Annotated in this window: 18 protein-coding genes and 1 other RNA gene; 8 read left to right on the top strand and 11 right to left on the bottom strand. The window is 55.5% G+C overall.

Annotated features, from left to right (window positions below; all coding sequences use genetic code 11):
- Positions 1–5 precede the first annotated feature (5 nt).
- Positions 6–365, top strand: an RNA gene (rnpB, locus tag AYI87_RS17030) — RNase P RNA component class A.
- An 80-nt stretch (positions 366–445) separates the two neighbouring features.
- Here the strand turns inward: rnpB and AYI87_RS17025 are convergent.
- From AYI87_RS17025 to AYI87_RS17015, 3 genes are all read right to left on the bottom strand, one after another.
- A complete protein-coding gene (locus AYI87_RS17025) occupies positions 446–1,255 on the bottom strand; it encodes a substrate-binding periplasmic protein (protein ID WP_144203891.1) in 810 nt (269 codons plus the stop codon).
- Between the two features lie 69 nt (positions 1,256–1,324).
- Entirely contained in the window at positions 1,325–3,037 is a 1,713-nt protein-coding gene (locus tag AYI87_RS17020; RefSeq protein WP_144203890.1) for a ShlB/FhaC/HecB family hemolysin secretion/activation protein, read from the bottom strand.
- A gap of 183 nt (positions 3,038–3,220) precedes the next feature.
- Entirely contained in the window at positions 3,221–4,441 is a 1,221-nt protein-coding gene (locus AYI87_RS17015) for a threonine/serine exporter ThrE family protein (RefSeq protein WP_041406264.1), read from the bottom strand.
- Positions 4,442–4,684: 243 nt separating this feature from the next.
- Between AYI87_RS17015 and AYI87_RS17010 the strand changes: the two genes are divergently transcribed.
- The 3 genes from AYI87_RS17010 (at position 4,685) to AYI87_RS17000 (ending at position 7,954) form a co-directional block, all read left to right on the top strand.
- On the top strand, positions 4,685–5,080 hold the full coding sequence (locus AYI87_RS17010) for an MAPEG family protein (protein WP_011864039.1): 396 nt from the start codon (positions 4,685–4,687) through the stop codon (positions 5,078–5,080).
- Positions 5,081–5,210: 130 nt separating this feature from the next.
- Positions 5,211–7,520 carry a YgiQ family radical SAM protein gene (locus AYI87_RS17005; RefSeq protein ID WP_144203889.1) on the top strand — a complete coding sequence of 770 codons (2,310 nt, stop codon included), beginning with the start codon at positions 5,211–5,213 and terminating at the stop codon, positions 7,518–7,520.
- A 74-nt stretch (positions 7,521–7,594) separates the two neighbouring features.
- Complete coding sequence (locus AYI87_RS17000; protein WP_144203888.1) at positions 7,595–7,954, top strand: YkvA family protein; 360 nt, start codon at positions 7,595–7,597, stop codon at positions 7,952–7,954.
- 37 nt (positions 7,955–7,991) lie between these two features.
- Here AYI87_RS17000 and AYI87_RS16995 read toward each other — a convergent pair whose 3' ends face one another.
- Complete coding sequence (locus tag AYI87_RS16995; RefSeq protein ID WP_144203887.1) at positions 7,992–8,942, bottom strand: cysteine hydrolase family protein; 951 nt, start codon at positions 8,940–8,942, stop codon at positions 7,992–7,994.
- Positions 8,943–9,055: 113 nt separating this feature from the next.
- On the opposite strand from AYI87_RS16995, the gene AYI87_RS16990 reads away from it, so the two are divergent.
- Positions 9,056–9,964 (top strand): LysR family transcriptional regulator, encoded by a 909-nt coding sequence (locus AYI87_RS16990; protein WP_260865166.1) that lies wholly within the window; start codon positions 9,056–9,058, stop codon positions 9,962–9,964.
- Between the two features lie 10 nt (positions 9,965–9,974).
- Here AYI87_RS16990 and AYI87_RS16985 read toward each other — a convergent pair whose 3' ends face one another.
- From AYI87_RS16985 to AYI87_RS16955, 7 genes are all read right to left on the bottom strand, one after another.
- A complete protein-coding gene (locus tag AYI87_RS16985) occupies positions 9,975–11,873 on the bottom strand; it encodes a methyl-accepting chemotaxis protein (RefSeq protein ID WP_144203885.1) in 1,899 nt (632 codons plus the stop codon).
- A gap of 75 nt (positions 11,874–11,948) precedes the next feature.
- Complete coding sequence (locus tag AYI87_RS16980; protein WP_144203884.1) at positions 11,949–13,037, bottom strand: porin; 1,089 nt, start codon at positions 13,035–13,037, stop codon at positions 11,949–11,951.
- Positions 13,038–13,175: 138 nt separating this feature from the next.
- Positions 13,176–14,156, bottom strand: a complete 981-nt coding sequence (locus AYI87_RS16975; RefSeq protein ID WP_011864046.1) for a formate dehydrogenase subunit gamma — start codon at positions 14,154–14,156, stop codon at positions 13,176–13,178.
- A gap of 64 nt (positions 14,157–14,220) precedes the next feature.
- Positions 14,221–14,835, bottom strand: a complete 615-nt coding sequence (locus AYI87_RS16970; protein WP_144203883.1) for a molecular chaperone — start codon at positions 14,833–14,835, stop codon at positions 14,221–14,223.
- Positions 14,835–15,380, bottom strand: coding sequence for a 4Fe-4S dicluster domain-containing protein (locus tag AYI87_RS16965; protein ID WP_041511798.1), 546 nt, complete (start codon positions 15,378–15,380; stop codon positions 14,835–14,837). Before AYI87_RS16965 ends, AYI87_RS16970 begins: the two co-directional genes overlap by 1 nt.
- A 10-nt stretch (positions 15,381–15,390) precedes the next feature.
- Positions 15,391–17,604, bottom strand: a complete 2,214-nt coding sequence (locus tag AYI87_RS16960) for a molybdopterin-dependent oxidoreductase (RefSeq protein WP_144203882.1) — start codon at positions 17,602–17,604, stop codon at positions 15,391–15,393.
- A gap of 189 nt (positions 17,605–17,793) precedes the next feature.
- The gene (locus tag AYI87_RS16955) at positions 17,794–18,759 is read right to left on the bottom strand and encodes a LysR family transcriptional regulator (protein WP_144203881.1); all 966 of its coding nucleotides are present in this window, start codon (positions 18,757–18,759) and stop codon (positions 17,794–17,796) included.
- Between the two features lie 548 nt (positions 18,760–19,307).
- Between AYI87_RS16955 and AYI87_RS16950 the strand changes: the two genes are divergently transcribed.
- From AYI87_RS16950 to AYI87_RS16940, 3 genes are all read left to right on the top strand, one after another.
- Positions 19,308–20,003: a 4Fe-4S dicluster domain-containing protein gene (locus AYI87_RS16950; protein ID WP_011864051.1), complete on the top strand. Its 696-nt coding sequence runs from the start codon at positions 19,308–19,310 to the stop codon at positions 20,001–20,003.
- Positions 20,004–20,012: 9 nt separating this feature from the next.
- Complete coding sequence (locus AYI87_RS16945; protein ID WP_144203880.1) at positions 20,013–23,051, top strand: molybdopterin dinucleotide binding domain-containing protein; 3,039 nt, start codon at positions 20,013–20,015, stop codon at positions 23,049–23,051.
- A 261-nt stretch (positions 23,052–23,312) separates the two neighbouring features.
- Positions 23,313–23,834: a hypothetical protein gene (locus AYI87_RS16940; RefSeq protein WP_409928980.1), complete on the top strand. Its 522-nt coding sequence runs from the start codon at positions 23,313–23,315 to the stop codon at positions 23,832–23,834.
- Positions 23,835–24,257 lie beyond the last annotated feature (423 nt).

The raw sequence follows: 24,257 nt of genomic DNA, 5'->3' as shown, positions 1-24,257 counted from the left end.
CGCGCCGAGTTGGCCAGACAGTTGCCGCGCTCAATAGAGCGGGGAGGAAAGTCCGGGCTTCATAGAGCAGGGTACCAGGTAACGCCTGGGCGGTGTGAACCGACGACAAGTGCAGCAGAGAGAAGACCGCCAATCTTCGGATTGGTAAGGGTGAAAGGGTGCGGTAAGAGCGCACCGTGCGGCTGGTAACAGTCCGTAGCAAGGTAAACTCTACCCGAAGCAAGACCAAATAGGGTTCCACTATTCTTAGGAATTAATGCGTGGCTCGCGTTGGAACCGGGTAGGTCGCTTGAGCCTGTGAGCGATTGCAGGCCTAGATGAATAACTGTCCACGACAGGACCCGGCTTATCGGCCAACTCAACACATTAGTAAGGCCCGTTTGTTTATGACAGACGGGCCTTTTCTTTTTCAGAACCAATTTCCCGCAGCCGATCTCTCAGGATCTTAATAAGGCATGCTCTTTGGGGCAAAATCTGTTTGTGGTAAGCGGATCGGCTGCATCTGATATTTTTGGTAGATCTTATTCAAGCGTCCTTCCTGTAACAGCCTGACAAACAGGTGATTAAACTGGCGCACTGTCTCGCTGTCGGTAAAGGCCTTGTTGAAGGCGACACAGTATAAAATTGCCCTTTCGGCACTGAGATAATGCAGCTGGCTCAAGCCAACCTGTTCGGCGTAGAAGCGGCCCACATCCTTGTTGACATAGTAGGCGTCGAACCTGCGTTTTTGCAGCATGCGCATCGGCAGGGCATCTCCCTGAGGATAGATGTCGGTGAGCAGGGGCGGCTGCGACAGCTGCTTGAGTTTTTCCTGTTGGCGCATGAGCGAGGTATAAGTGTTGGAGGGGCCATAGACGCCAATCACCTTACCCGCCAGCTGACTCAGGTCGGTGATCGGAAAGTCATTTAAGGTGTAGAAGCCGTATTCCGTCTGCACCAGCGGCAGAGAGAACCACATGGACTCGGCCCGCTCCCGGTTCCAACCGAGAAAGATCCCCTTAGCCTCGCCGCTGGAAAACATGTGCATCGCCCTGCGGTAGGGGCGAATCGAGATGTTGCAACGTCCCGGCCATTGCAGGCAGACCGCCTGGGTGAGTTCCACCAATATCCCCTGGGCCCGGCCTCGATTGTCCTCATAGCTAAAGGGGGCGAAATCGTGATAGACGATATTGAGATCGCTAGCCTTGGCCCATACGGAAAGCGGCAGCTGCAAGAGCATGATCAGTAACAGTATTCTGAGTTTTGGGGAGATCATGATGCGCGTTATACCTTTATGGTCACGACATCTATCAGTTTAGTCGCTGGGCAGGAATCTGCGCTTGGGTTAAAAATGGGTCTTAACCTGGAAGCGCCACTCCCAGCTGTTCACCTCGGCGCCGCTGGTAAAGGGGAGAGTGAGATCTATGTGGGCTACGTTGCCATAGCTGGAGCGGGAGGAGTAGATGCGGGCGCCTATGCCGACGCTGCCGATGGGGCCGGAGGTTTCATTGTCTTGATCCGGGCCGCCGCTGGCCTGGCCGACATCGGTAAAGACCGCCCAGCCGAGCTCTGCCAGTTGATACAGGTTGATGTTGGGATAGTTTCTGATCTCGGCGCTCAGTAACCATTGGTTGTCACCATGCTGGTAGTCGTTGGGGTATCCGCGCACGCCAGTGTTGTCGCCTATGGCGAAAGTCGCGTCCAAGTAGTTGTTTTGCGAGGTGCTTAGGCGCACCTTGGAGTAGGCGGTCCACTTGGGATTGATCTGATAGAAGTACTCGGCGGTGGCGTTGACCTTAAAGTAGTCGGGCTGGCTGGTGGCGAATACCCCTTCGCCATCCATTCTAAGCAAGATCAGCTGATCGTCGCCCTTATAGCCGCGGGAGGAGTACCAGTTGACGTGATAGCCCAGGGGGTTGCTGCCAGCCGTGTCCTGGGTCTCCAGGCCGAGTTTGACATAGTGTTGCCAGCCCAGGTTGAAGTCCTCGTTATAGTTGATCAGATAGACGTTATTGAGCACCTTGTAGTCGTCTTCGATAAACTGATAGGCGACCCAGGGGTAGAGGAAGTCCCTGTCCTGGGGTAGCTCGCTGGTGGGGAACTGTGGGATATTGGCGAAGCTATGTTTGTCCTGGGTTACCCCGACTATGATGCGCGAGCGCCAGTCGTCCACCTTGTTCAGGCGCCAGCCATATTGGGCGTTGGCGTACTCCACCTTATGTTCAAACTCGTTCACGTCGAAGCCGTTATGCCTGATAGTGTCGGTGCGCAGATCATCGATAAAATGGCCCGAATACATGTCTTTGGTATCCAGACGATAGAAGGGCTTAGTGAAGTCTAAGATGGTGGCCTGGCCGTCGCTGTTGTCGTAGAAGTTGGCGGTGAGGGTTGAGTGTTTCACCAACCAGTCGGTGGGCACACGAAAGGCCAGCTGATAGCCGGTGCGATCGGCGGTCGACTTATATTTCAGGCGAGTGCGTACCCCAAGCCCCAGCAGGTTGTCCTCTTTGATGCCGACGGAAAACTTGCTCTCGCCGCCGCTGTGACCGGCGCTGAAGGTGGGCAGCAGCGACCAGTTGTCCCAGGTTTCCACCAGTATGGTCTCGCCTTCGCCTGTCTCCTCTGCACCGGCATCTGGGTCGCGCTGGGCAAAGTTGATCCTGGCATCGCGAATATAGGGCTCATAACGCAGGATGCGCTGGGCCTCGTCGAGATCTTTCTGCGACACCTTGTCCTTATCGTTGAAGCTGAGTTTGTTGAGTATGGTCGACTCCCGCGTGTTGATATGCAGGTAGTTGGCCCAGCGATGGATAAAGAAGGCGTCGGGATCCGACTCGTCGAAGATGGCGTTGCTGACCACCACTATCTTGTTGATCGACTTCTTCTGGTTGAGCTGCGCCTCGTCGGCGGGGCTGCTGCCGCCCGAGTTGAGCTGCTGAGTCGATACATCTGCGTCTATCGCTTTATCTGACGCGCTTGCTTGCTGTGGCTCGGCCGCGCACAGGCCGCTCGCCAATAGGCAGCCAAACAGCAGAGAGTAGCGCGCACCGGTCAGCATAGCGATCATCCTTATCTTTGCTTTTATCGTTAAGGAGAACTCAGGGGGTTATAAGTTAGACACAATTTAATAACACACCCGCAACGCTAAATAGTCAAGCGGCGAAGATAAAATAAGCTGATGATTTTACTTGCGCAAATCCTGATGCAGGCGCCTAGGCCGCATCAGGACTTGGCTGATCAATTAGAGGGTACGGCGCGGTGGTACGGCGACGTTGGCAAAGATGAGTCCGGCGATGAGCGACATGAAGATCAGGAAGATCTGCGTGCCTATGTGGGACTGGTTGAGCATGGTCTCGCCGAGGATAAGAGTATTGAGGCCAATATAGGTCTTACTGCCGGGTACCAAGATCACTATTCCCTGCAGCAGGGCGATGGAGGCGGGCGACTTCATCCAGCGGGCATAGAGGTTCGAGTAGATCCCCACCGCCAGGGCGCCGAAGAAGATACCGATAGATTCTCCCAGATAGATCCCGGCCAGCATGGCGGAGAAGAAGGCGACGATACCGGCAAATATTCCCCAGGGAGAGTCTTTTAGTCTGGCCTTGAAGATGATCACCAGCGCTGCGGAGAGCAGCGGCACGGCAGACCAGATAGCCCAGCGTGGCAGAGGTTCTGGCTCGAAATAGATTGCCTCACCAAAGATGGCGTTGCCTATCACCATGCCGAAAATGGCGCCGAAATAGAGCTTAAACAGTAACATGGAGGCGTCCATGATACGCGCCGTGCCCGAGATAAGATCTCGCGCCGCCAGCTCGGCCAGCCCCAGTGTCAGTGCCAACCCAGGGATAAAGACGATAATGCCCGAGAGGATCACCACAGGGATATTGATATATGGGTCGAAGTAGGCGATGCCGCAGGCGGCTATGGCGCACAAGATGGCGGCTAAGGGCTCAAGGGTCTCGGCCATGCGTTTGGAATGTTCGGCGCGGTAAACCAGGCCATAGACCATGAAACCGAGCAGCGCCGACCAGAAGACGTCATTCCAGCTGGTGCCCATCAACATGGCGAAGGCACCGGCAGAGGTGCCAAAGGCCAGCAGGGTCAGCAAGGGACCATAGGGATTAGGCTTATTAGCGATCTCTTCGAGTCGCTCCAGTGCCTCGGTCAGGGTGCGCTTACCAGACAGTACCTCTTCCACCAACTCGTCGGTACGGGCCAGGGAGCCCAGATCCAGCTCGCCAGGCTTAACGCGCGCCATATGGTTGTACTCCTGATCCGTATCGTGTTGCAACACAAAGGTCATGGAGGTTGGTGAGATCAGAAAGTAACCCTCGATACCTAAGACTTTAGAGATCGATTGCAGATGAGCCTCTAGACGGTAGGCAGGGGTACCAAACTTGTGCAGCGCTTTACCTAATTTTATGATAAATCTGCGTTTTTCAAGAAACTCTGCGTTATCCAATTGTACAGTCCATGATGGTGAAATCTGGGGGTGGTGCTCAAGCGAGCGCATCTTAACCTATCTTGTACCAAAAAGGTTAATGGCTTGGGAATTTTTTTAAATTCGGGTTAAGTTAGCCAAGGGCAGGATTTCAAGGCACTTTTCGCTGGCCTGTCCAAGCTTTCAGCTAATAGGGCTAAAGGCTGTTATTTGCCAGGGTTGCAGTCTGGCGTGAATTAAATTGGTGTCATTAAGGATAGAGATATGTCGGTAAGCGTTTCGGGATTTTATATTGCTCTCACGGCCATCATGGCGGTGTTTTTCACCTATCGCGTGGTGCGCCTCAGGCGCGGACTCAAGATAGGCCTGGGCTCAGGTGGCAGCGAAGAGCTACGCCTCGCCAACCGGGTACATGCCAACCTCATCGAGAACGCCCCGATGGCGCTGCTATTGTTGCTACTCGCCGAGCTTAACGGCCTGGCACCCGTCTATCTGCATGCGGCAGGCACCGTTTGGCTGGTGGCGCGCATCCTACACGCCATAGGTCTGACCCAGGGGCGTGGCGGCTATCACTTCGGTCGTTTCTGGGGCGTGCTGCTCAGCTGGCTGGTGATACTGGCCCTGGCGGTGGTGAATCTGTTTTATTTCATCTTGGCATAGAAAATCGCCATCATTGCTGCTTTTTTGTTCACACTTAAGCAGGTTTCGCTGTTATACTCCGCCTCCTTTTAGTGGTCGCCGCTTGGCGACTACACTTACTCTTTGGTTTGAAAGTTAGGCAGTATCATACATGCAGGTCGAATCCACACTCTTTACCTATCCCAAGTATCTGGGCCGCAATGAAAAGCCGGCGCCCTTCTTGCCTATGTCGCGCAAGGAGATGGCCAAGCTAGGTTGGGATAGCTGTGACATCATTATCGTCACGGGTGACGCCTATGTAGATCATCCCAGCTTCGGGATGGCGGTGATCGGCCGCATGCTAGAGGCCCAGGGCTTCAGGGTCGGCATCATCTCTCAGCCAGACTGGTCGAGCAAAGAGGATTTCATGAAGTTGGGTAAGCCCAACCTCTACTTCGGCGTGACCGCGGGTAACATGGATTCGATGATCAACCGTTACACCGCCGAGCGCCGTCTGCGTCATGACGATGCCTACACGGCCGGTAACGTCGGCGGCAAGCGTCCGGATCGTGCCGTGACCGTCTATACCCAGCGCTGTAAAGAAGCCTACAAGCAGGTGCCCGTGGTGATCGGCGGTATCGAGGCCAGCCTGCGCCGTATCGCCCACTATGATTATTGGTCAGATAAGGTGCGCCGCTCGGTGATCTTAGACGCCAAGGCCGATATCTTGGTTTACGGTAATGCCGAGCGCCCGCTGGTGGAGCTGTCCCATCGTCTCGCCGCCGGTGAGAGCATCGGTGACATCCATGATGTGCGCGGCACCACAGTGATCCGTAAAGAGCCCCTGTATGGCTGGAAGGGGATGGACTCGCGTAAGCTGGATCAGCTGCACAAGATAGACCCTATTCCTAACCCTTATGGCGCCGACGACGTGGGCTGTCAGAATCTCTCCGGCCCAAGCGACGTCAAGGTGTTCGATAACGACGCGCCTAAGCCTATTTCGGTGCAGCCGCCACGACCTAAGCCTTGGGAGAAGACCTATGTCTTGCTGCCAAGCTATGAGAAGGTCGCCGGCGACAAGTATCTCTATGCCCACGCCTCGCGCATTTTGCACCAGGAGCAGAACCCGGGCTGTGCCCGCGCCCTGTTCCAGCCCCATGCCGAGCGTGCCATCTGGGTCAATCCACCGGCCTGGCCGCTAAATACCGACGAGATGGATGGGGTGTTCGACCTGGCCTATAAGCGTGTGCCGCATCCCGTTTATGGCAAGGAGAAGATCCCTGCCTATGACATGATAAAGACCTCGATCAACATCATGCGTGGCTGCTTCGGTGGATGCTCCTTCTGCTCTATTACCGAGCATGAGGGCCGCATCATCCAGAGCCGCTCGCAGGATTCGATCATCAAAGAGATCAAGGACATTCAAGACAAGGTACCAGGTTTCACCGGGGTGATCTCAGATCTCGGCGGCCCGACCGCCAACATGTATCGCCTGGGCTGTACCTCGGTGAAGGCCGAGAGTACCTGTCGTCGACTCTCCTGTGTGTTCCCCTCAATCTGTGGCCACCTGGATACCAACCACCAGGCGACAATCGATCTCTACCGCGCCGCTCGCGACGTGCCGGGCATCAAGAAGGTGCTTATCGCCTCAGGCGTGCGTTACGACCTGGCCACGGAAGACCCGCGCTATGTGAAGGAGCTGGCCAGTCACCATGTGGGCGGTTACCTGAAGATCGCCCCAGAGCATACCGAAGAGGGCCCGCTGAACAAGATGATGAAGCCGGGCATGGGTACCTATGACAAGTTCAAGGAGCTGTTCGACAAGTATTCTGCCGAGGCGGGCAAGAAGCAGTATCTGATCCCTTACTTCATCTCGGCCCACCCGGGCACCACAGATGAGGATATGGTGAATCTGGCGCTCTGGCTCAAGGGCGAGAAGTTTAAGCTGGATCAGGTACAGAACTTCTATCCATCACCCATGGCGAACGCCACGACGATTTATCATACCGAGCTGAATTCGCTTAAAAACGTCAAGCACAGCAGTGAGACTGTTGAGGTACCTAAGGGCGGGCGCCAGCGTAAGCTGCATAAGGCGCTGCTGCGTTATCACGACCCGGCCGGTTGGCCTATGATCCGCGAAGCCCTAATCAAGATGGGTAAGGAACATCTGATCGGTGGCGGGGTGAACTGTCTGGTGCCGGCGGAGACCCGCCAGGAACGTCAGGGCTATCGTGCCAAGACAGCTAACACACCTGCGGGTAAGAAGGCGGTGACCCGTTTCAGTGCTAACCAGTTCGATGAACGTAAGGGCAATGGCCAAGGTAATGCTCAAGGTAAGAGCCAAGGCAAGGGCAAGTCTCAGGGACAGGCGGCAGGCAAGGGCGCTTCTGGTAAGGGAAGCGCGGGCAAAGCAAGTGCAGGCAAGGCTGGCAAGCGTCCGGTGAAGAACGCCTGGGGCACCACGCCTAAGCATCAACGCTAAAGCATCGCTGGTCAAAACGATGAAAAAAGGGGAGTATCTAATGACTTCCCTTTTTTATTGCACAGGAGCTTCCAATGAGTGACTCACATCGCGGCCAAAATGGTGAGGCTAAGATCGAAGGCTACAGCGACGAGGGCTTTTGGCACAAGGTTAAGCAGTTTGCCAAGCAGGCCGGGCGCGAGGTGATCGACAATGCCCTGTGCCTCTACTATGCGGCGCAAAGGCCGGACACGCCCAAGTGGGCCAAGACGGTGATCTTCGGCGCCTTAGCTTATTTCATCACGCCGCTGGACGCCATACCGGATCTCACTCCTGTGGTGGGATTCTCAGACGATCTCGGCGCCCTGGCCGCGGCGCTGGCCTTGGTCAGCATGTATATCGATGACAGCGTGAAGCGTCAGGCGGCCGAGAAGCGCTCGGCCTGGTTCGACTGATGCCTCGATTGTCAGCTAGATTGACTGTTTAATTGCATTAGCCCGCCAGTCGTTCCCGAATCAGCCAGTCATCTAGGCTGAGTGCCTTGGCGCCGCCAAAGCTCAGGGAGATGAGATTCGCCGCCACCAGCTGCTCGCCGCTCAGATCCTGACTCTCCCAAGAGAGACTCGGGGCGGCAATGGCATCACTTATCACCTCACACTCGAAGCCTGCCTTGACGGCGCTGCGACAAAGGGTCTGCACACAGGCCTGGGCCATGGCGCCGACGACCACTAGTTTGTCTATGCCCAGCTCGATCAATGTCTGAGACAGAGCAGTGTCGATGAAGCTGTCCACATGGTGTTTGATGATGACGGGCTCATTGCCCTTGGGCGCGACCATGTCGGCGATCTCCACGCCCTGGGTGCCTGCCTGGAAGAAGCTCGCCTCGGGATCCTTGAAGATATGCTGCACATGGATCACCGGCAGTTGATTGCTGCGAAAATGATGTAGCAGCTTGGCCGCATTAGCCGCCGCGGCCTCACAGTTATCCAGCGCGAAGCGGCCACCCTTAAAATAGTCGTTTTGCAGATCCACCAGCACCAGGGCAGTGCGCTGCTGTGGCGCCGGGGGCTCGCTCAGCTGGGTCAGCACGCTAAAATCATCCTCTTCCAGATACCAGTGGCCGTCGTCGGCCAGGGTCCACAACTCCTTACTGATGAAACCGCTGGCGATGTTCATGCGCCAGTTGGCCGAGAGTATCGCCTGTTTGTCGCTGAGCACCTTGATCTCTACATTGCGATAGACCAGCTCACCCGGATTCTGCTGGGCGAAGCCGAGCCAGAATTGGCTGATCGCCTCGATGCCGTCGAAACGGCCGAAGGGGGAGACCTGCATCTGCGCCTCTGGCAGATAGCGGGCGATGCAGTCGGCAAAGGCCTGACGGTTGAAATCGGCAATCCAGGCTTGGCTGGCTTGCATGACGGCTTGGCGGATAGATTGACTCATGTTGGCTCCTCGTTAGTCGTTGGAACTAGTTGTTAGGACTAGTCGCTTGAATCTGTTGAGGCGCCAGTCTATTGTTATTTCTTATTGTGATATTTAGGTCTTGATTGATAAGAATGTTCAGAAAAAACGAACAAAAGCGGCTGGCATATCAGATGTTGGTATTCGACGAGGTGGTCAATCAGGGCTCCTTCACCGCCGCGGCCGAGGCGCTCGGTCATACCAAGTCGGCGGTGAGCCAGTATGTGAGCCAGCTGGAGCAAGATCTCGGCGTCAAGCTGCTGACCCGCAGTACCCGCCAGCTGCATCTCACCGCCCAGGGGGAGGCGATGGCTCAGCGCAGTCGTCAACTGTGGCGCCTGCTGACCGAAACCCTGGAGGCGGCCCATGACCAGCAGGCGGTGCCCGGTGGGCGCATGGCGATCACCGCGCCCCTGGCCTTCGAGGCGCCGCTGCTCACCCCCATCATTGCCGAACTCTGCCGCGAGTTTCCGCAGCTGCTGCCAGAGATGCATTATGACGATGCCCGGCTGGATATCTTGCAGCACAACCTGGACATGGCGATCTCCGTCGGGCCTCAGAAAGACAGCGGCTATCATGCGATTCCTATCGGCCGACTCGACAGCGTTCTGGTGGCCGCCCCTAGCTATATTAACCGTAGTGCCCTCATCACGGCGGAGAGTCTGCGGGGCCACAGCTTAATCGTCCTGCCCTGGCAGCGGCCTCTGGTACTGCAAGGCTCTAGTGGTCTGGCCTTCGAGGCGGTTAAGGAGATCAAGGTCAACACCTCCATTAGCGCCATTAACAGCGCCATTGCAGGTGTCGGCATTGCCCTGGTGCCCTCTATTTTTATCGAGGCTGAGCTTGCCCAGGGCAAGCTGCAGCGGGTGCTACCCGAGTACAGTGGTCCGTCGCGAGAGGTGTTTGCCATTCATGCCTACCAGCAACAGTTGCCCCTGGCGTTGCGTTTAGTAGTGGAGAGGTTGAAAGAGGCCTTCAGGCAGAAGGCCCCGGTGAGTGGTTAGTGCTTGAGACTTAGTCGAGTTTGAACTGTCCCACTATCTGTTCCAGCTGCTGATTGGCGGTGGCCAGGTTAACGGTTTCGTTGCGGCTCGACTCGCCGCTGCGAGCCAGTTCGTTGGCCATGTCGCAGATGGCGCTCATGTTGCGGGTGATCTCGGCCGAGACAGAGCTTTGCTCTTCGGCGGCGGTGGCGATCTGGGTGTTCAGGTCGTTGATCTGATTAACCGAACTGCCGATGGCGTCGAGATCCGTGGCGACCCTCTCTGTGGTGCTGGCGGTTTCCAGACAGGTCTGCTTGGTGACCTCCATCGAGTGGATCGCGCTGTTAGAGGCGTCTCTGAGATTGCTTAGTGTCTCCTCAATTTCCGCCGTGCTGTCCTGGGTGCGCGCGGCAAGGGCTCGCACCTCGTCGGCCACCACGGCAAATCCCCGTCCCTGCTCGCCGGCTCGAGCGGCCTCGATGGCAGCGTTGAGCGCCAGTAGGTTGGTTTGGTCGGCGATGTCACCAATCACCTTGAGCACCTGGGTGATATTGATGGTGTCACGGTCGATCTGGCCTATCTTGTCGGCGGTATGTTCCACCTCCCTAACCAGACGGTTAACCGTCTCTGTGGCCTGAGCCACTACCTGCTTCGATGCCAGCGCCTGTTCGTTGGTGAGTTGGGTAAAGGAGGCGGTCTCGCTGCCATTTTGGGCGACGTCGTTGGCGGTGGCGCTCATCTCTTCCACTGCGGCGACGATCTGCTCTGTCTCTTTGGTGTGAGCCGACAGGATGTGACGATTGGTCTCTGTCTCCCCATTGAGTCGTTCGACACTACCTGAGATATGGGCCGAGGCCTGTAGCACCTCGCGCATCATGGCCTGCAGGTTGGCGATAAACTGATTGATCCCCATGGAGATCTGCCCCAGATCGTCCTCGCTATGTATCTCGAGTCGTTTGGTGAGATCGCCGTTGCCCTTAGACAGTTCGGTAACCATGGCCTTGAGCGACAAGATAGGGCGATAGAGGAGGTACAGGACCCCAAGCACGATGCTGATGGCGCACAGCAACATGACGGCGGAAGAGACGAGGGCGCTGGTAAGGGCCTTATCGACCACGGCATAGGCGTTCGACTTGTCCAGGCCGATGAAGAGGAACCACTGCTTGCCATTAACCAGGGGAATGGCTTTCGAGAAGCCCAGCTTATCGACGCCGTCGATGCGATATTCCTGCATCACCTCGTCGCTGCCGATGATCTTCTGCTGCACCTGAGGTAGGCCGAAGTCGCTGAAGCGGCTGCCACTGACCAGGGTGGGGGACTCTGACGCCAATACCTTGCCGGTTTGATCTGTGATGAGGGCGACGGCCCCGGGATAATCGATGGCGCTGACAACATCATGAAGATAGGTGAGTTCTATATCACCCAGCACCACACCGTCGCCCAGATTCTTCAGGATGGAGATCACCTTGTGGCCCGTACCGTCGTCTATGTAGATGTCGGTGACGTCCAGCTGAGTTGTGGCCTTACCCTGCTGATACCAGGGGCGGGTTCTGGGATCGTACTTGCCGGGGATCGCCTTGCCGTTTAGCCACTTGTCGCCGGTTTCGGTGGAGTAGGCGCTGCCGTCATCGAAGCCGAAATAGATGCGGGCGACCCCGGAGAGATCTGTGGCGAGACGCGCGGTGTTGACATAGTTGTCCTGGTAACTCCCCAAACGGTAGTGCTGGGCCAGTTCATCCATGGCCTCGGCCTTGGCGCCAAACCAGGTGGCAACCTTGGCCGACTCGTTACGGGTGACGCCGGTGAGTTTGTCGTTAACCCTGGCGATGGTGGCCTCTTTAATCTGGACGTAGGAGAGCCAGTTCGAGATCAACAGGCAGAGGGCGACTAATGTGACCATGGAGGCCACGAGTGATTTCTTGAATCCCATCAATTACTAACTCCATGAGGTGTGGAATAGAAGAGGCCAGAGATGGCCTCTTCTGGAGGGAGCCTGGTCGGGAGGTTAGCCTTTCCAGTTTAAGTTGAAGTCATAGCGGAAGCCGACGGTAACGGCGCGATCGTCGTTTAGGTTGTCGTAGTTCTTATCCAGGTACTCCAGGTGTACGCGTACGTTGGCCAGTGGGTTCCATTCCAACGTGGTGTTGAAGCCGTCATAGTCCATAGAGCTGATATCCTCGATACCGTCTTTAAACTGGAAGTAGCCCAGCTTGATCTTGTACTCGTCGCTCAGTGGATAGGCTAGGGCAGTATCTAAGGTGCTGCCGCTGCGATCGCCATGTTGCACCTGATTGTCGAAGTTGTATTGCTTGTCCTGGTAGCTCGCCGCCAGGTAGAGGCCGTTATCGAAGGTATAGGCCACCACACCGCCCAGCGTCTGGTTGTCGCCGTTTACCTGGCCGTTCTCCAGGCTGTCTTGGGTGACATAACCCAGGCCAAGATGCAGGGCTCCGACATCGTAACCTACACCTATGTTGACGAAATCTGCGCCTGTGTCGCCCTTATCGCCGTCAAACTGGGCGCCGGCCATCCAGGTGAAGCCGCCAGTGACCAGCTTGTAGGTCACAAAGTTGTCGACGAAGAAGGGACTTTCATGGTCGTAGGCATAGGGGCTGTTGCCGTGGTTGAAAATATCCACGTATTCGGCGATCAGGCTGTACTGGGCCGGACGCTGTTTACCTATGCCCACCTGGCCGTAAGGGGATGCGATGGCCACATAGGCCTGTCTCGCCTTGCCGAAGTTGCCTGAGTTGGCGATATCGACGCTCCATTCCCCCTGGGCGATGGCGCGCCAGCCGTCGGCAAACTCAGTGCTGGCCTTGATGCCGACGCGAGAGAGAGCGTCTCTCACATCCCAGGTTTCATCCGTGCTGTCGTCGAGGTAGCTGAGTGTCGGACGGATAGAGCCGTACAGGCTGACTTCGCTATTCTTGAACTGTGACGGCGCGGCCTGGGCTTCTAGTTGAGCGATGCGCTGGTTGAGTGCCTCGACCTGTTCACTCAAGGGCTGCTCGGCGGCATAACCCTGAGTAGAAGCGAGTGCCGTTGCGGCGGCGATCATTGAGGTGCGAAAAATAATCTTATGGTTTTTCATGGCTTTCTGCCTTCAATTGGTTTTCTTAGGCATGCGAGTCTCCCTCCTGCCATCAGGTCGATGGAGGATAGGGGCGCCGCAGGCGTTTAAAAAAGGGAGTTAATAGGCCCATGACATCTGCCATGGGCCGGGTTTTGGTTAAACCTTGCCAGCCTTCTTCAGGTCGGCGAACCAGAGGTTGTGATGCTGTTTGGCCCAGTTCTCATCACAGTAGCCAGAGGTCATGTTTGACATGCCGCCTTCGGACATCACGGTCGCCATGAAGATATGCACCACAGAGAAGGCGCTGATGATGACGGTTGAGGCAATATGCAATACCAGCATCAGGTTGGCCGTGTTCTTGGTGACGCCATAGGTCTCGGGGAACATCATCGCCAGGCCAGAGACCACCATGACACCGCCGAACAGGGCGAATACCCAGAACCACAGCTTCTCACCCGCGTTGGCAAAGCCCGCATCGGGGTGCTGCTTCTTGCCGAAGTTGATGTAGCCGCCCAGTACGGCAAACCATTTCAGGTCATAGCTTGCGGGGAATTGCTTAGGCGCCCACATCAGTACCATCAGCACATAGCCGAGGATGAAGGGGAAGGCCATCAACTCATGTAGGCTGCTGGATAGACCCACCAGGGCCGACCAGGAACCGGCGTTCATGCCAGGCTCGAAGTAGAAGCGGCCGCCGCCAAGTACTAAACCAGTAAGGATCAGCAGGATGCAAGGGATGGCACCCAGCCAGTGCACGCTGACGCTCAGACCCGACCAACGCTTGATCAGCTTACCCGAGAAGCCATGGTCCAGTTTAGAGACGCCGTTCACCACCACGAATAGGATGAAGAGGGCGGTTACGCCAAACAAGCTGGCAAACAGGGCGAAGGCGATGGTATCGGTCGCGCCCAGGTAGCCCAGCAGCGACTCGTCGGCTTGCTGTGGAATCGACGCCGGCATCAGCAGCTCAGGCTGAGTCGGTAGGCCACGGATCTCAGGAATATCACCAGAGATGGCGTGCTCCTGAATGGTTTGCCACTGCTGCGGCTGCAGGGTGGCGGTCTCTTCGGCCAGTGCATAACTGGATGCAAACAGACCGAGCACAATAAGGCTTAACCATCTTATTGCTTTACTCATTGAAAACTCCTTGCGACATCGCTTGTCGCGTTGGAATCTGCCTGTCGCCAGGCAGACTCGTCGATCATTCGGCGCCGTCTAGGCTGGGCGCCGCTTGAAGTTGTTGATTGATAAACTGCAGTAGCTCGTGAGCCAACAGCGGCCAGAAAGGCTGTTTCGCATGTTTGGCAATGCCCTCACAGAATGGAGTGATCCAACGCCCGAGATGGGTTTGGATAAACTCCGCCGCGAGTTCATTGAGCGCCTCTACATGTTCGCTGTTTTCCAGCGCTTGTTGCTCGGCGGCCATAGCGTGCAGGCAATAGAGGAACTCGAGTTCGTTACCGATAAAGTCGGCCGGCTCGTTGAAGTTATCGTCGATGACCAGACCAATTTGTTGGTAGAACTCGGCCACCCTGACGGTTTCCTCGGTGAAGATCTGATGATTGCCACTGAGGTAAACCGATTCATAGGGGGCGACTAACAGCTTGTATGGCCCGATACACATGCGATTAAAATCAAACTCCAATTCGGATGCGTCGTCACTGAACTTGCGTGCCTCTATGAGTAGCGGGCTGTCTGGCGACTCCTGCTCCAGGTAGGCGATTAAGCCTGCGAGAGCCTGAGTATCCGAGGGCGCGAACATCATAGATTTGAAGGCATGGTAAGCCATTGCCGTTGGGCCATATTCTGCTGTCATTATGCGCGTTCCTTAATGATCACTAGGTTAGGTTTGGTGATGCAATCGCCATAGCCTATGCCTTGTTTGCTTGCCGATGGACGCTTGAGCACCTCTTGCAGATTGCCGACATCCAGGCACTCTACCGGGCAGCCACTCACACACGCGGGTTTCATGCCGCGGTCCAGCAGTTCCACACACATGTTGCACTTGTCTGCCTTGCCGTCGTCCTCGCGGATACTGACAGCCGCGTAAGGACAGGCGCTGGCACACAGGCCACAACCCGTGCACTTCTCACGGTCCAGTACCACGATACCGTCATCGCGCACATGGTAGGCTTTCGCCGGACAGACCATGAGGCAGGCTGGGTTTTCGCAGTGCATGCAGGCGTGAGATAGCCAGACATCGATGGCGCCATCGTCACGCTTCACTTCATAGCGATCGACTTTACGGAATCTATGGTTCTCGGGCAGTTCATTGTGGATCTGGCAGGCAACGGTACAGGCACCGCAACCGACACAGTTTTCTTGTCTGAACACAAAGCCCACTTTCTTATTTAACGACATCGTTTACTCCTTAGGCTTTGGCAATCGCGACGCGAGTGGAATGATACGCAGAGCATCCACCCATATCGGTCAAGGTGTCGGTGGTGAGGTTGTTGGTACAGCTGTCTTTGCCCTGTGGGTCCATACGACGCCAGTTATTCTTCGGCGCCATGACAGTCCCTCTGACCACCTGGGTAGAGACCTGAGCGATAAAGTGGGCCTCACCACGTTGGTTGCTGAGCCTTACCCTGTCGTTGTTCTGAATGCCTAACTCTTTAGCATCTTCGGCGTTGATCTTGGCGAAGTAGGCCGGGAAATTACGAATGTACTTCACGTTGTAGAAAGAGCTGTTGGCACGCTGCGGAATGGCAGGAGACAGCAGACGGAACGGCAGTGTCTTCTCTTCCTGTACCATCTCATCTTCCGGCAGGCCGAAGTCGATCACTGGGTGGTAGCCGGCTTCTTTCATCATCTCCGAGTAGAATTCGATCTTGCCGCTTGGCGTCTTATATTTGCCGTCGCCGAAGTAAGGACGTTGGTCATAGACGGTGACAAACTTGTCGCGAATGATCTGCTCATAGGTGATGTTGTTATGTCTGAAGGCAGGCTCTTCCGTGTCGAGGAAGTCACGCAGGATCTGCTCATAGTCCACACGCATCTCAGGGAAGCGGTCTAGCCCCATGCGGGCGCCCAGCTCCTTGAAGAAGATCCAGTTGTCTTTCGACTCGCCGAGTGGCTCGATCACCTTCTCAGAGGTCTGCATGTGATAGCAGTTGTAGTCGGTACCCATGTCTGGGAACTCGAACTGGGTCGCTGCCGGTACGATAATATCGGCCAGCTCTGCGGTGTCTGTCATCAGGAAGTCGTGAACCACCAGGAAGAGGTCATCACGCATCGCACCGCGGCGACAGGCATTCGAGTCCGGTGCAACCGAGACGAAGTTACCGTTGTAGTTGATCACCGCCTTAATCGGTTTGATCGGCTTGCCATAGGCCATTGGGTTCTCTGGGTCGAGCGCCTTGGCGATTTCCGTCATGTTGACGTGGCCAACTGTGTCTGGGTTCGGGTGGATATGATCCGCACGGCCCTTGCTGTAGTTCAGGCTGTCATCGGCCTGGGTGTTGTCATAGATGAAGCCGTTACCTATCTTGCCGTACTGGCCGGCAACCGCGTGCATCATGGCGATAGCACGAGACATACGGGCGCCGTTGTAGTTACGCTGCATACCGTAACCCAGGCGCAGTACAGACAGCTCTGACTCGCCATAGACGCGGGCGAATTCGAACATCTTGGCCTTAGGCACGCCGGTGACACGCTCGATCTCTTCGTAGCTCATGGTGTTCAGGCGCTCGAGCAGCTGGTCGTAGCCAAGGGTGTTGGCCTTGATGAACTCGAGATCCGCTAGGTCATGCTCGACCAGGTATTTCATGATACCTGTCGCCAGGTGGGTGTCGGTACTCGGCTTAGGCTGCAACCAGATATCGGCCTGAGAGGCGATAGGGGTGCGCACTGGGTTAACTACCAACAGCTTGGCACCTCGGTCACGGGCCTGGTTGATGAACTTGATGCCGTGCACGTTGGTGGCCGTCTCGTTCTGGCCCCAAGAGATGTAGCAGTTGGTGTAGATGTTGTCGTATGGATCCGGGCCCTGGTAGGTACCAGTGACCGACTTCAAGCCTTCATAGGCGGCGAACACACACACCTTACGGTCGAGCTTGCGGGCACCGACGGCGTTGAAGAAGCGGCTAGGTCCGCCGTATTTACCGATAACCCCTTCGTGGCCCGAGTAGCTGTAGGGCAGGATAGCGTCGGCGCCGTGATCTTTGATGATCTGCTGCAGACGGCTGGCGATTTTGTCATAGGCCTCATCCCAGGAGATGCGACGCCATTTGCCTTCGCCCTTCTTGCCCGCGCGCTCCATCGGGTGCAGGATACGGTCGGCGGCATAGGTGTATTGCACATAGGCATGGCCTTTCACGCAGGGAGAGGTGCCCATCTTCTTCAGTTCTGAAGCGCCTTCCACGTAGGTCATGCGGCCGTTTTGTACCGTGAACTTCAACAGACAGCGGTCGGCGCAGTTACGTTGGCAGGTGTGGTACTTAATTTCTCCTTGGCGTTTCAAGAGTTTGTCGGGCGCGCCGCCTTTTTCGCCTGCACTGGCTATGCCGGGCATAAGACCGGATAGCGAGCCGACGACGGAGCTGGCTCCGACACCTTGCAAGAAGGTGCGTCTGTTCATTTTCATAAGTGTTCCCCATCTTGATGCGTCTTAAGACGCTTTTTACAGACATTGCTCAAATGTTTGTGAGTCAAAGACTCGCTGCATACCTGTTTTGTTATCGTTTTTCGATTTAAAAAGATGGCAAGACCAGCTGCGAAAGGGGTATGCAAGAGTGCCTCTGGTAGCTTGTCGGTCTCGCCATCAAAATCCTTGTCAGCGTTCTGCCGCCCTGCGCCAGGCGCTTTCCAGGCCGCAGATGAGCTTAGACTTCACCCAGTTAAAGGCGGCCGACTGATTGACGTTGCCATATAAGAGGTAATTACCGATCTCGCGGTTTTCCCGGCGACGAATGCGGCAACGCTTGGCCAGCTCTTCGGGCAGCTTGACCCACTGCACTGCGGGCAGCATGTCGACGAACTGGCGGGTAAATTCGTTGCAAACTAAGGTGATGGCGTCAGATTCGCTCAGCAGGCGCATGGCGGTAGCCACGCTGTCGGTATAACCGTCGACCTCCATGCACAGCTCCTCTTCGCGGCAGAGGTTCACCAGCAGCGGGCAGCTGAGGTCGTCATAGTTGTCTATCTCTAGGCAGGCATATTGGGTGATGTTGTCTAGGGTGAGTTCCTGCTTGAGGATCGGATGGCCGCTGCGCGCCAGGATGTAGAGATTGTCCGTGGCGGAAAACATCTCGGCGTTGAGGTTCTTACCGTTGAAGCCTTCATAGACCACCACGAAATCGACATCGCCATTGGCGAGATCGCTGCTGCAGTCTTGGGTCAACACCCTGACATCAAATTTCATGTTGGGCGCCTCGGTGAGGATCTCGTTGCGGATCACCTGTTGTACTGGGTAGATGAACTCATCGTAGGCGTGAATAACATATTGGCCGCCCGATTCAGCCGGGGTAAATACCGAGTGTTGCATCTCGAGTTTCTGATAATGGGCCACCAACTCTCTGGCCATAGGGATCAGCTGGTGGGTCTTCTCCGTCGCGACGAAACCGGAACAGCGACGAATAAAGAGCGAGTCTTTAAATATGTCTCTTAAGATCTTTAGGGTGCGGCTCACACCTGAAGGCGTAATACCCAGTTCATTGGCAGCCTGATGACTCTGCCCGTGTTCATAGACGGCGATGAACACTTTTAATTGATTGTAATTAAGTTGGTCAATCTTATTCATGGTTGTGAACTGGGTAAATATATTGAGTTATTATCATCTATATATATCTACACACGTTCAGTGTTGAAAGTCACACTTTTAATATGGCCATTATTTAAAGTTTGCATTACTTCTCATGTTTTAATATCTGCATTTTGCAAAATGCGATATTTAAAATTTGCAGGCTTTATATATCTTTCAGGCTAACTGGTACGAACGAACAACTTGTAGGCGGGCTACAGGCTAGGCCTTGCTATCACTGGGTTGGGCCTAAGTAACTGTTTAGGTGGGATAACTGTTCGATTTGTGAACTTTCGATTTTATTTCATCAAATTTAAATTTATTTTTAATATGAGATGTTCGTCTTTTTATCGCTACTATTATACCGGTTCTCTATAAATAATTTCATCGAATTTATATTTTTATTTGAATCGTGATCTCTATTTGGTTTTCAATTTATAGCTTTATTGTCTGTTGCAAGTTTTATTATTGCGTGTGTATTTTAAATAATAAGAAACCTTCCATAAGTCATGTTTTTATTTTAGAAAAACATAGTTAAGGATCTCGTTATGTTAGATCGGCGCTCGATTTTAAAAATGGCGGCAGGTGGAGCTCTGCTCTCATTGGTGCCCGCCAGCACGCTACAAGCGAAAACCCTTGGAAAACGCTATGCCATGGTGTTTGACGTCAGACGTTGTACCGGATGTCTCTCTTGTACCGTTTCATGTTCCGTTGAAAATCAAACCGATGCGGGTCGATGCCGTACCCGTGTCAATCAGGCTAGCCTGAGCTTAGGTGAGCGCATCGCCACCCTTGCGGTGCCGAATCAATGTAACCAGTGTGATAATCCTGTCTGCACTCAGGTCTGTCCGGTGGAGGCGACCTACAAGCGTAAGGAAGATGGCATAGTGGTGATCGACCACGAAGAGTGCATTCACTGTCAGCTGTGTGTCGATGCCTGTCCTTATGGCGCGCGCCGCAAAGATGAGAGCCTGGATAATCCGCCCGAGAAGTGCAACTTCTGCATTCACCGCGTCACCCAAGGCTTGTTGCCGGCCTGTGTCGAGACCTGTATCGGCGGCGCCCGTACCTTTGGCGATCTCAACGATCCCGACAGCCAGGTCTCTAAGCTGGTGCGGGACAACAAGGTCTACGCCATGCTGTCCGAGGCTGGCACCTCGCCCAACATCTTCTACATTGGCTTACCGACATCGACCGATGATCAAGCCATTTTGAATCTCAATTACCTCGATTGGCAGCGCTAGGAGTCAAAGATGGATAGACGTAAGTTTTTAACTCAAGCCGGTCTGGTATCTGCCGCGACCATCACAGGTGCCGCATGCAGTCGAGTCGATGCCGAGTCTGAGCCTAAGAAGACCCAGGACATTTCACGCTTCGGTCATCCCGTGGCGGCCGAAGGGGGCTTCGATGGCGAAGGTAAATGGCAAAAGACAGCAGGAGTACGCACCGCCTATTCCCGCTGCTTTAGCTGTTACAACATCTGCGGCCTCAGGGTGCGTGTGGATGAGAAGACGGATAGAGTCTTGAAGGTGGGGGGCAACCCCTATTGTGAGAACAACTCAGGCTCGCCACTGCCGCTGAGCACAGAGGTGAAGCAGAGCTATATAGCCCTGGCAGGTGAGGCGGGATTGAAGAATCGCGCCACCACCTGTGCCAAGGGGGCGAGCTGCGTCGACTCGGTGGACGATGAGCGCCGGGTGACTCGGGTGCTGAAACGCGCGGGCAAGCGTGGCAGTGGCGAGTGGGTCACCATCAGCTATGAACAGGCACTTGCCGAGATCATCGAGGGGGGCGATCTCTTTGGCGAAGGTCATGTCGATGGCCTGCGCGCCATTCGCCAGCTGGATCAAGAGGTGAAGCCGGGCCATAGCGAATTTGGCAGTAAAGCGAATCAGCTATTTGCCACCTTCTGCGCAGAAGACTATTTGCGCGGAAGCTTCTATTCTCGCTTCATGATGCAGTCATGGGGCACGGTTAACCTGGGCACTAAACACGCCTACTGCGGCGCCGCCCAGGCAACGGGTTATAGCCTGGGGATGGCAGCCGGATTCGAAGAATGGCTCAACGATGTCGACTGGGAAAACGTCGAGTATGGCCTGTTTATGGGCACCAGCCCAGGTTCATCGGGTGTCAGCCTGAACCGCGTCGGTCGAGGTCTTGCCAACAGCCGTGTGGATCGCGGCTTTAAATATGTGTGTGTCGATCCTCTGCTGCGTACCACGGTCGCCGCCGATACCAATGCCACCTGGCTACCGGTCAAACCCGGTCAGGATGCGGCATTCTCCTTTGGGGTGATCCGCACCATGCTCGAGGAGCAGTGGTTTAACAAGGCGCACCTGGAAAATCCGAGCCAGAAGGCGGCCGAGGCCGCGGGTGAGCTTAACTACACCAACTCAGGTCACCTGGTGGTGATGGATCCTAAGCACCCAGAGTATCGCAAGTTTGCCAAGGCGAAAGATTTTGGTCTGGGTGGCGACGAGGCGCTGATCATCAAGGCGGGCACTCAGACCTTAGCGTCGGCGGAGTCAGGCGATAAGGCCGAGCTGTTTGTCAGCAAACGTGTCACTGACAGCCGTGGCCGTAAGGTGACCCTGATGTCGTCTCTCTATCTGCTGCGGGCCGAGGCCCAGCGCACCAGCATGGAGGAGTACGCCAAGCGCAGCGGCATCGCGATCAAAGAGATGCGTCAGGTGGCGAAAGACCTGGCGCACTATGGCCGCAAGGCCTGTGTGGCAGGCAACGGCGGCACTAACTCATCTGATGGTTTTGTGATGGGCTGGATCTGGGCGACGCTGAATACCCTGGCGGGTTCCCACGATGCCAAGGGCGGCGCCATCTATGGCAATGGCCCCATCGGCGGCATGGAAGGTTTGTACGATCTGGCCAACATCGAAGGTGGCGTGTCGCTGGACGGTATCGTCAACGCCTGTCGCGATGGTGCCTACGAGGCCTCGACCGAATATCGTCTTAAGGTGGAGCAGGGTAAGAACCCTTATCCCGCCAGCACCCCTTGGCATGAGGTTCTGCCCGCCATGAATGCGGCCGAGCAGTGGACCAGCCACGCCAACGGCGACCCCTACAGCGCCAAGGTGCTGTTCAACTGGCGCAACAACTTCCTCTATAGCGCGGCGTCTATCAGTCAGGAGGTTGTGGCCAGCATCGCCGATCCTAAGCGTTTGCCGCTGGTGGTGGGGATCGACTGCCACATGAACGAGACCAACCGCTACGCCGACTACCTGATCCCGGACCGTTCCATGCTTGAAGAGTATGCGGCGGATCGCATGTGGGGCGCCCATAAACTGGGCGTGGTGGCGGCATCGCCTGTGGTGACCCCGCGAACCGAGAAGAATGAGGCGGGTGAGCACATCTGTATGGAGCAGTTGCTGATCGATATCGCCCTCAAGCTCGACTTGCCTGGCTTCGGTAAGGGTGCCCTGGCGACCAGCGATGGTCGTAAGGTGGACCTGTTAACCTTCGAAGATTGGCACGCCAGATACCTGGCCAACGTGGCGGCGCAGTGTGAGCAGCTGCCTAAGGTGACCGAGGAAGATCGTCTGTGGGCCGAGTTGGATTACGCCATGAATCCGCTCAAGCCAAGGCTCACCGCCGACGAGGCCGCCAAGGTCGAGGCCCTGCTGTCACGCGGTGGCTACTACCAGGAGGATGATCGTTATGACGGCGACTTCATCAAGGGCGCCGGGCCTAAGTGTCTGCAGATCTATCATCAGGAGGTGGCGCAGCTGCGTCATGCCTACTCGGGTGAGTTTTATCCGGGCACGCCGACGCTGCAGGAGCATAAGTTCTGGAATGGTGACACCTGGGAGAGTCATTGGCCCCAGAGCGAATATCCGCTGCTGTTCTCCAGCTACAAGGCGACGGTGCGCTCTAACTATGCGGTGGCCTTCAAGCGGATCGGTGAGATCAGTCCCACCAACTTCGTCTATATGCACACAGATACCGCCAAGGCCCAGGGGCTGAAGGATGGCGACCAGGTGCGCATAGTAACCGCCAACGGCAAGCCCTGCGTCGGCACCCTGCAGACAGATATGGGGGTCGCCAAGGGGGCAATCTGCGTCTCTCACGGCTTTGGTCATAGTGAGGGCTTTGGCGGTGACGATCGCATCATCAACGGCGAGAAGTTAGCGGGGATCGCCAGTCGCGCCGGTGGCACGGCGGTGAACCAGATGATCCCGGCGGATCCGACTCGCAACGGCGCCGCCAGTATGCTCAATGATTACTGGACCGGAGCCAACTGTCGTCACGGCATTCCGGTGCGGGTGGAGAAAGCCTGATCTTTGAATCGAATCATTAACCAAGCATAGTTTTAACCATAGCTTTTCTAAACATAGTTATCCTGTAAACCTTTCCCCCGTCGCCTCGGCTTCGGGGGCTTTTTTTATTCAGCTTCAATTTATCTCTTCGTGCTAGTGTGAAGGTCCAACTTGATGGAGCATAAAAACAAGATGACTCATTCCCTATCACTATCCTTATCACTATCCCTTAGCGCCAAATCACTTGGTGTTAGCGCCGCCCTATTGTTAGCCGCCCCTGCAATGGCGACCACGACCGAGCAGAGTCAATTTTTTGATGCGATTGTCGCCCATTGCGGCCAGGCCTTCGAGGGCAAGGTGATGGCGGGCAACAGCGCCGACTCGGCCTTCTCTGGCAAGCGTCTGGTGATGCATGTGCATGAGTGTAGCGACAGCGAGCTCAAGGTGCCGTTTCATGTGGGTGAGGATCACTCCCGCACCTGGGTTATCACCAAGACAGACACAGGACTGCGTCTCAAACATGACCACAGACATCAAGATGGTAGCGAAGACAAGGTCACCATGTATGGCGGCGACACCCAAGATGGCGGCAGCGCCGAGCTGCAATCCTTCCCGGTCGATGCCTACTCTATCGACAACTTCAAACAAAATGGACTGACCCAATCGGTCACCAATGTGTGGCACATGGGAATCACCGAAAGCCAGTTTATCTATCGCCTCACCCGGGAGAATCGCGACTTTAAGGTGACGTTTGATTTGACCAAGCCGGTTGCCTTGCCGCCTGCTCCATGGGGGCATGAGTAGCCTCTTTTTTTCGACGTTTAGCATCGGGCTGAGTGGGTATTTGGTAGGTTTTTGAAGGTCTAATCTTCTCAGATACTTAGCGCCTGCACCGGCGGGTGCTGTATATGGATGTGCGAATGTCGTGATCACAGGGATGTTGTTACTTGTGAAGGCAAATTGAAGCTCGTACCTTCACCTTCATCAATTGCCTGCGGCAGGCTTATGTGCAAGCACTCTTTTGGCACACCACGAGCACTTCCATGTGGGCTTCACGGCGGCGTCCATGCCGCCGAGAGCCAAAAGCGTGCTTACACCTGTATCTAAACGTCTCTTCGATTTGGCGGCGTTGAGGAGGTAAGGGAGTAAAGCGTTAACTTATTTCTGCCCCAAAATAAGTTACAAGCTGCATTAAAGAAGATTATTTACATAGAGCCAATTAAATCT

Source organism: Shewanella sp. KCT (assembly GCF_007636505.1).
GTDB lineage: Bacteria > Pseudomonadota > Gammaproteobacteria > Enterobacterales > Shewanellaceae > Shewanella > Shewanella halotolerans.
Note: the sequence above shows the minus strand (reverse complement) of the source record. Positions and strands in the feature narration are given on the sequence as shown.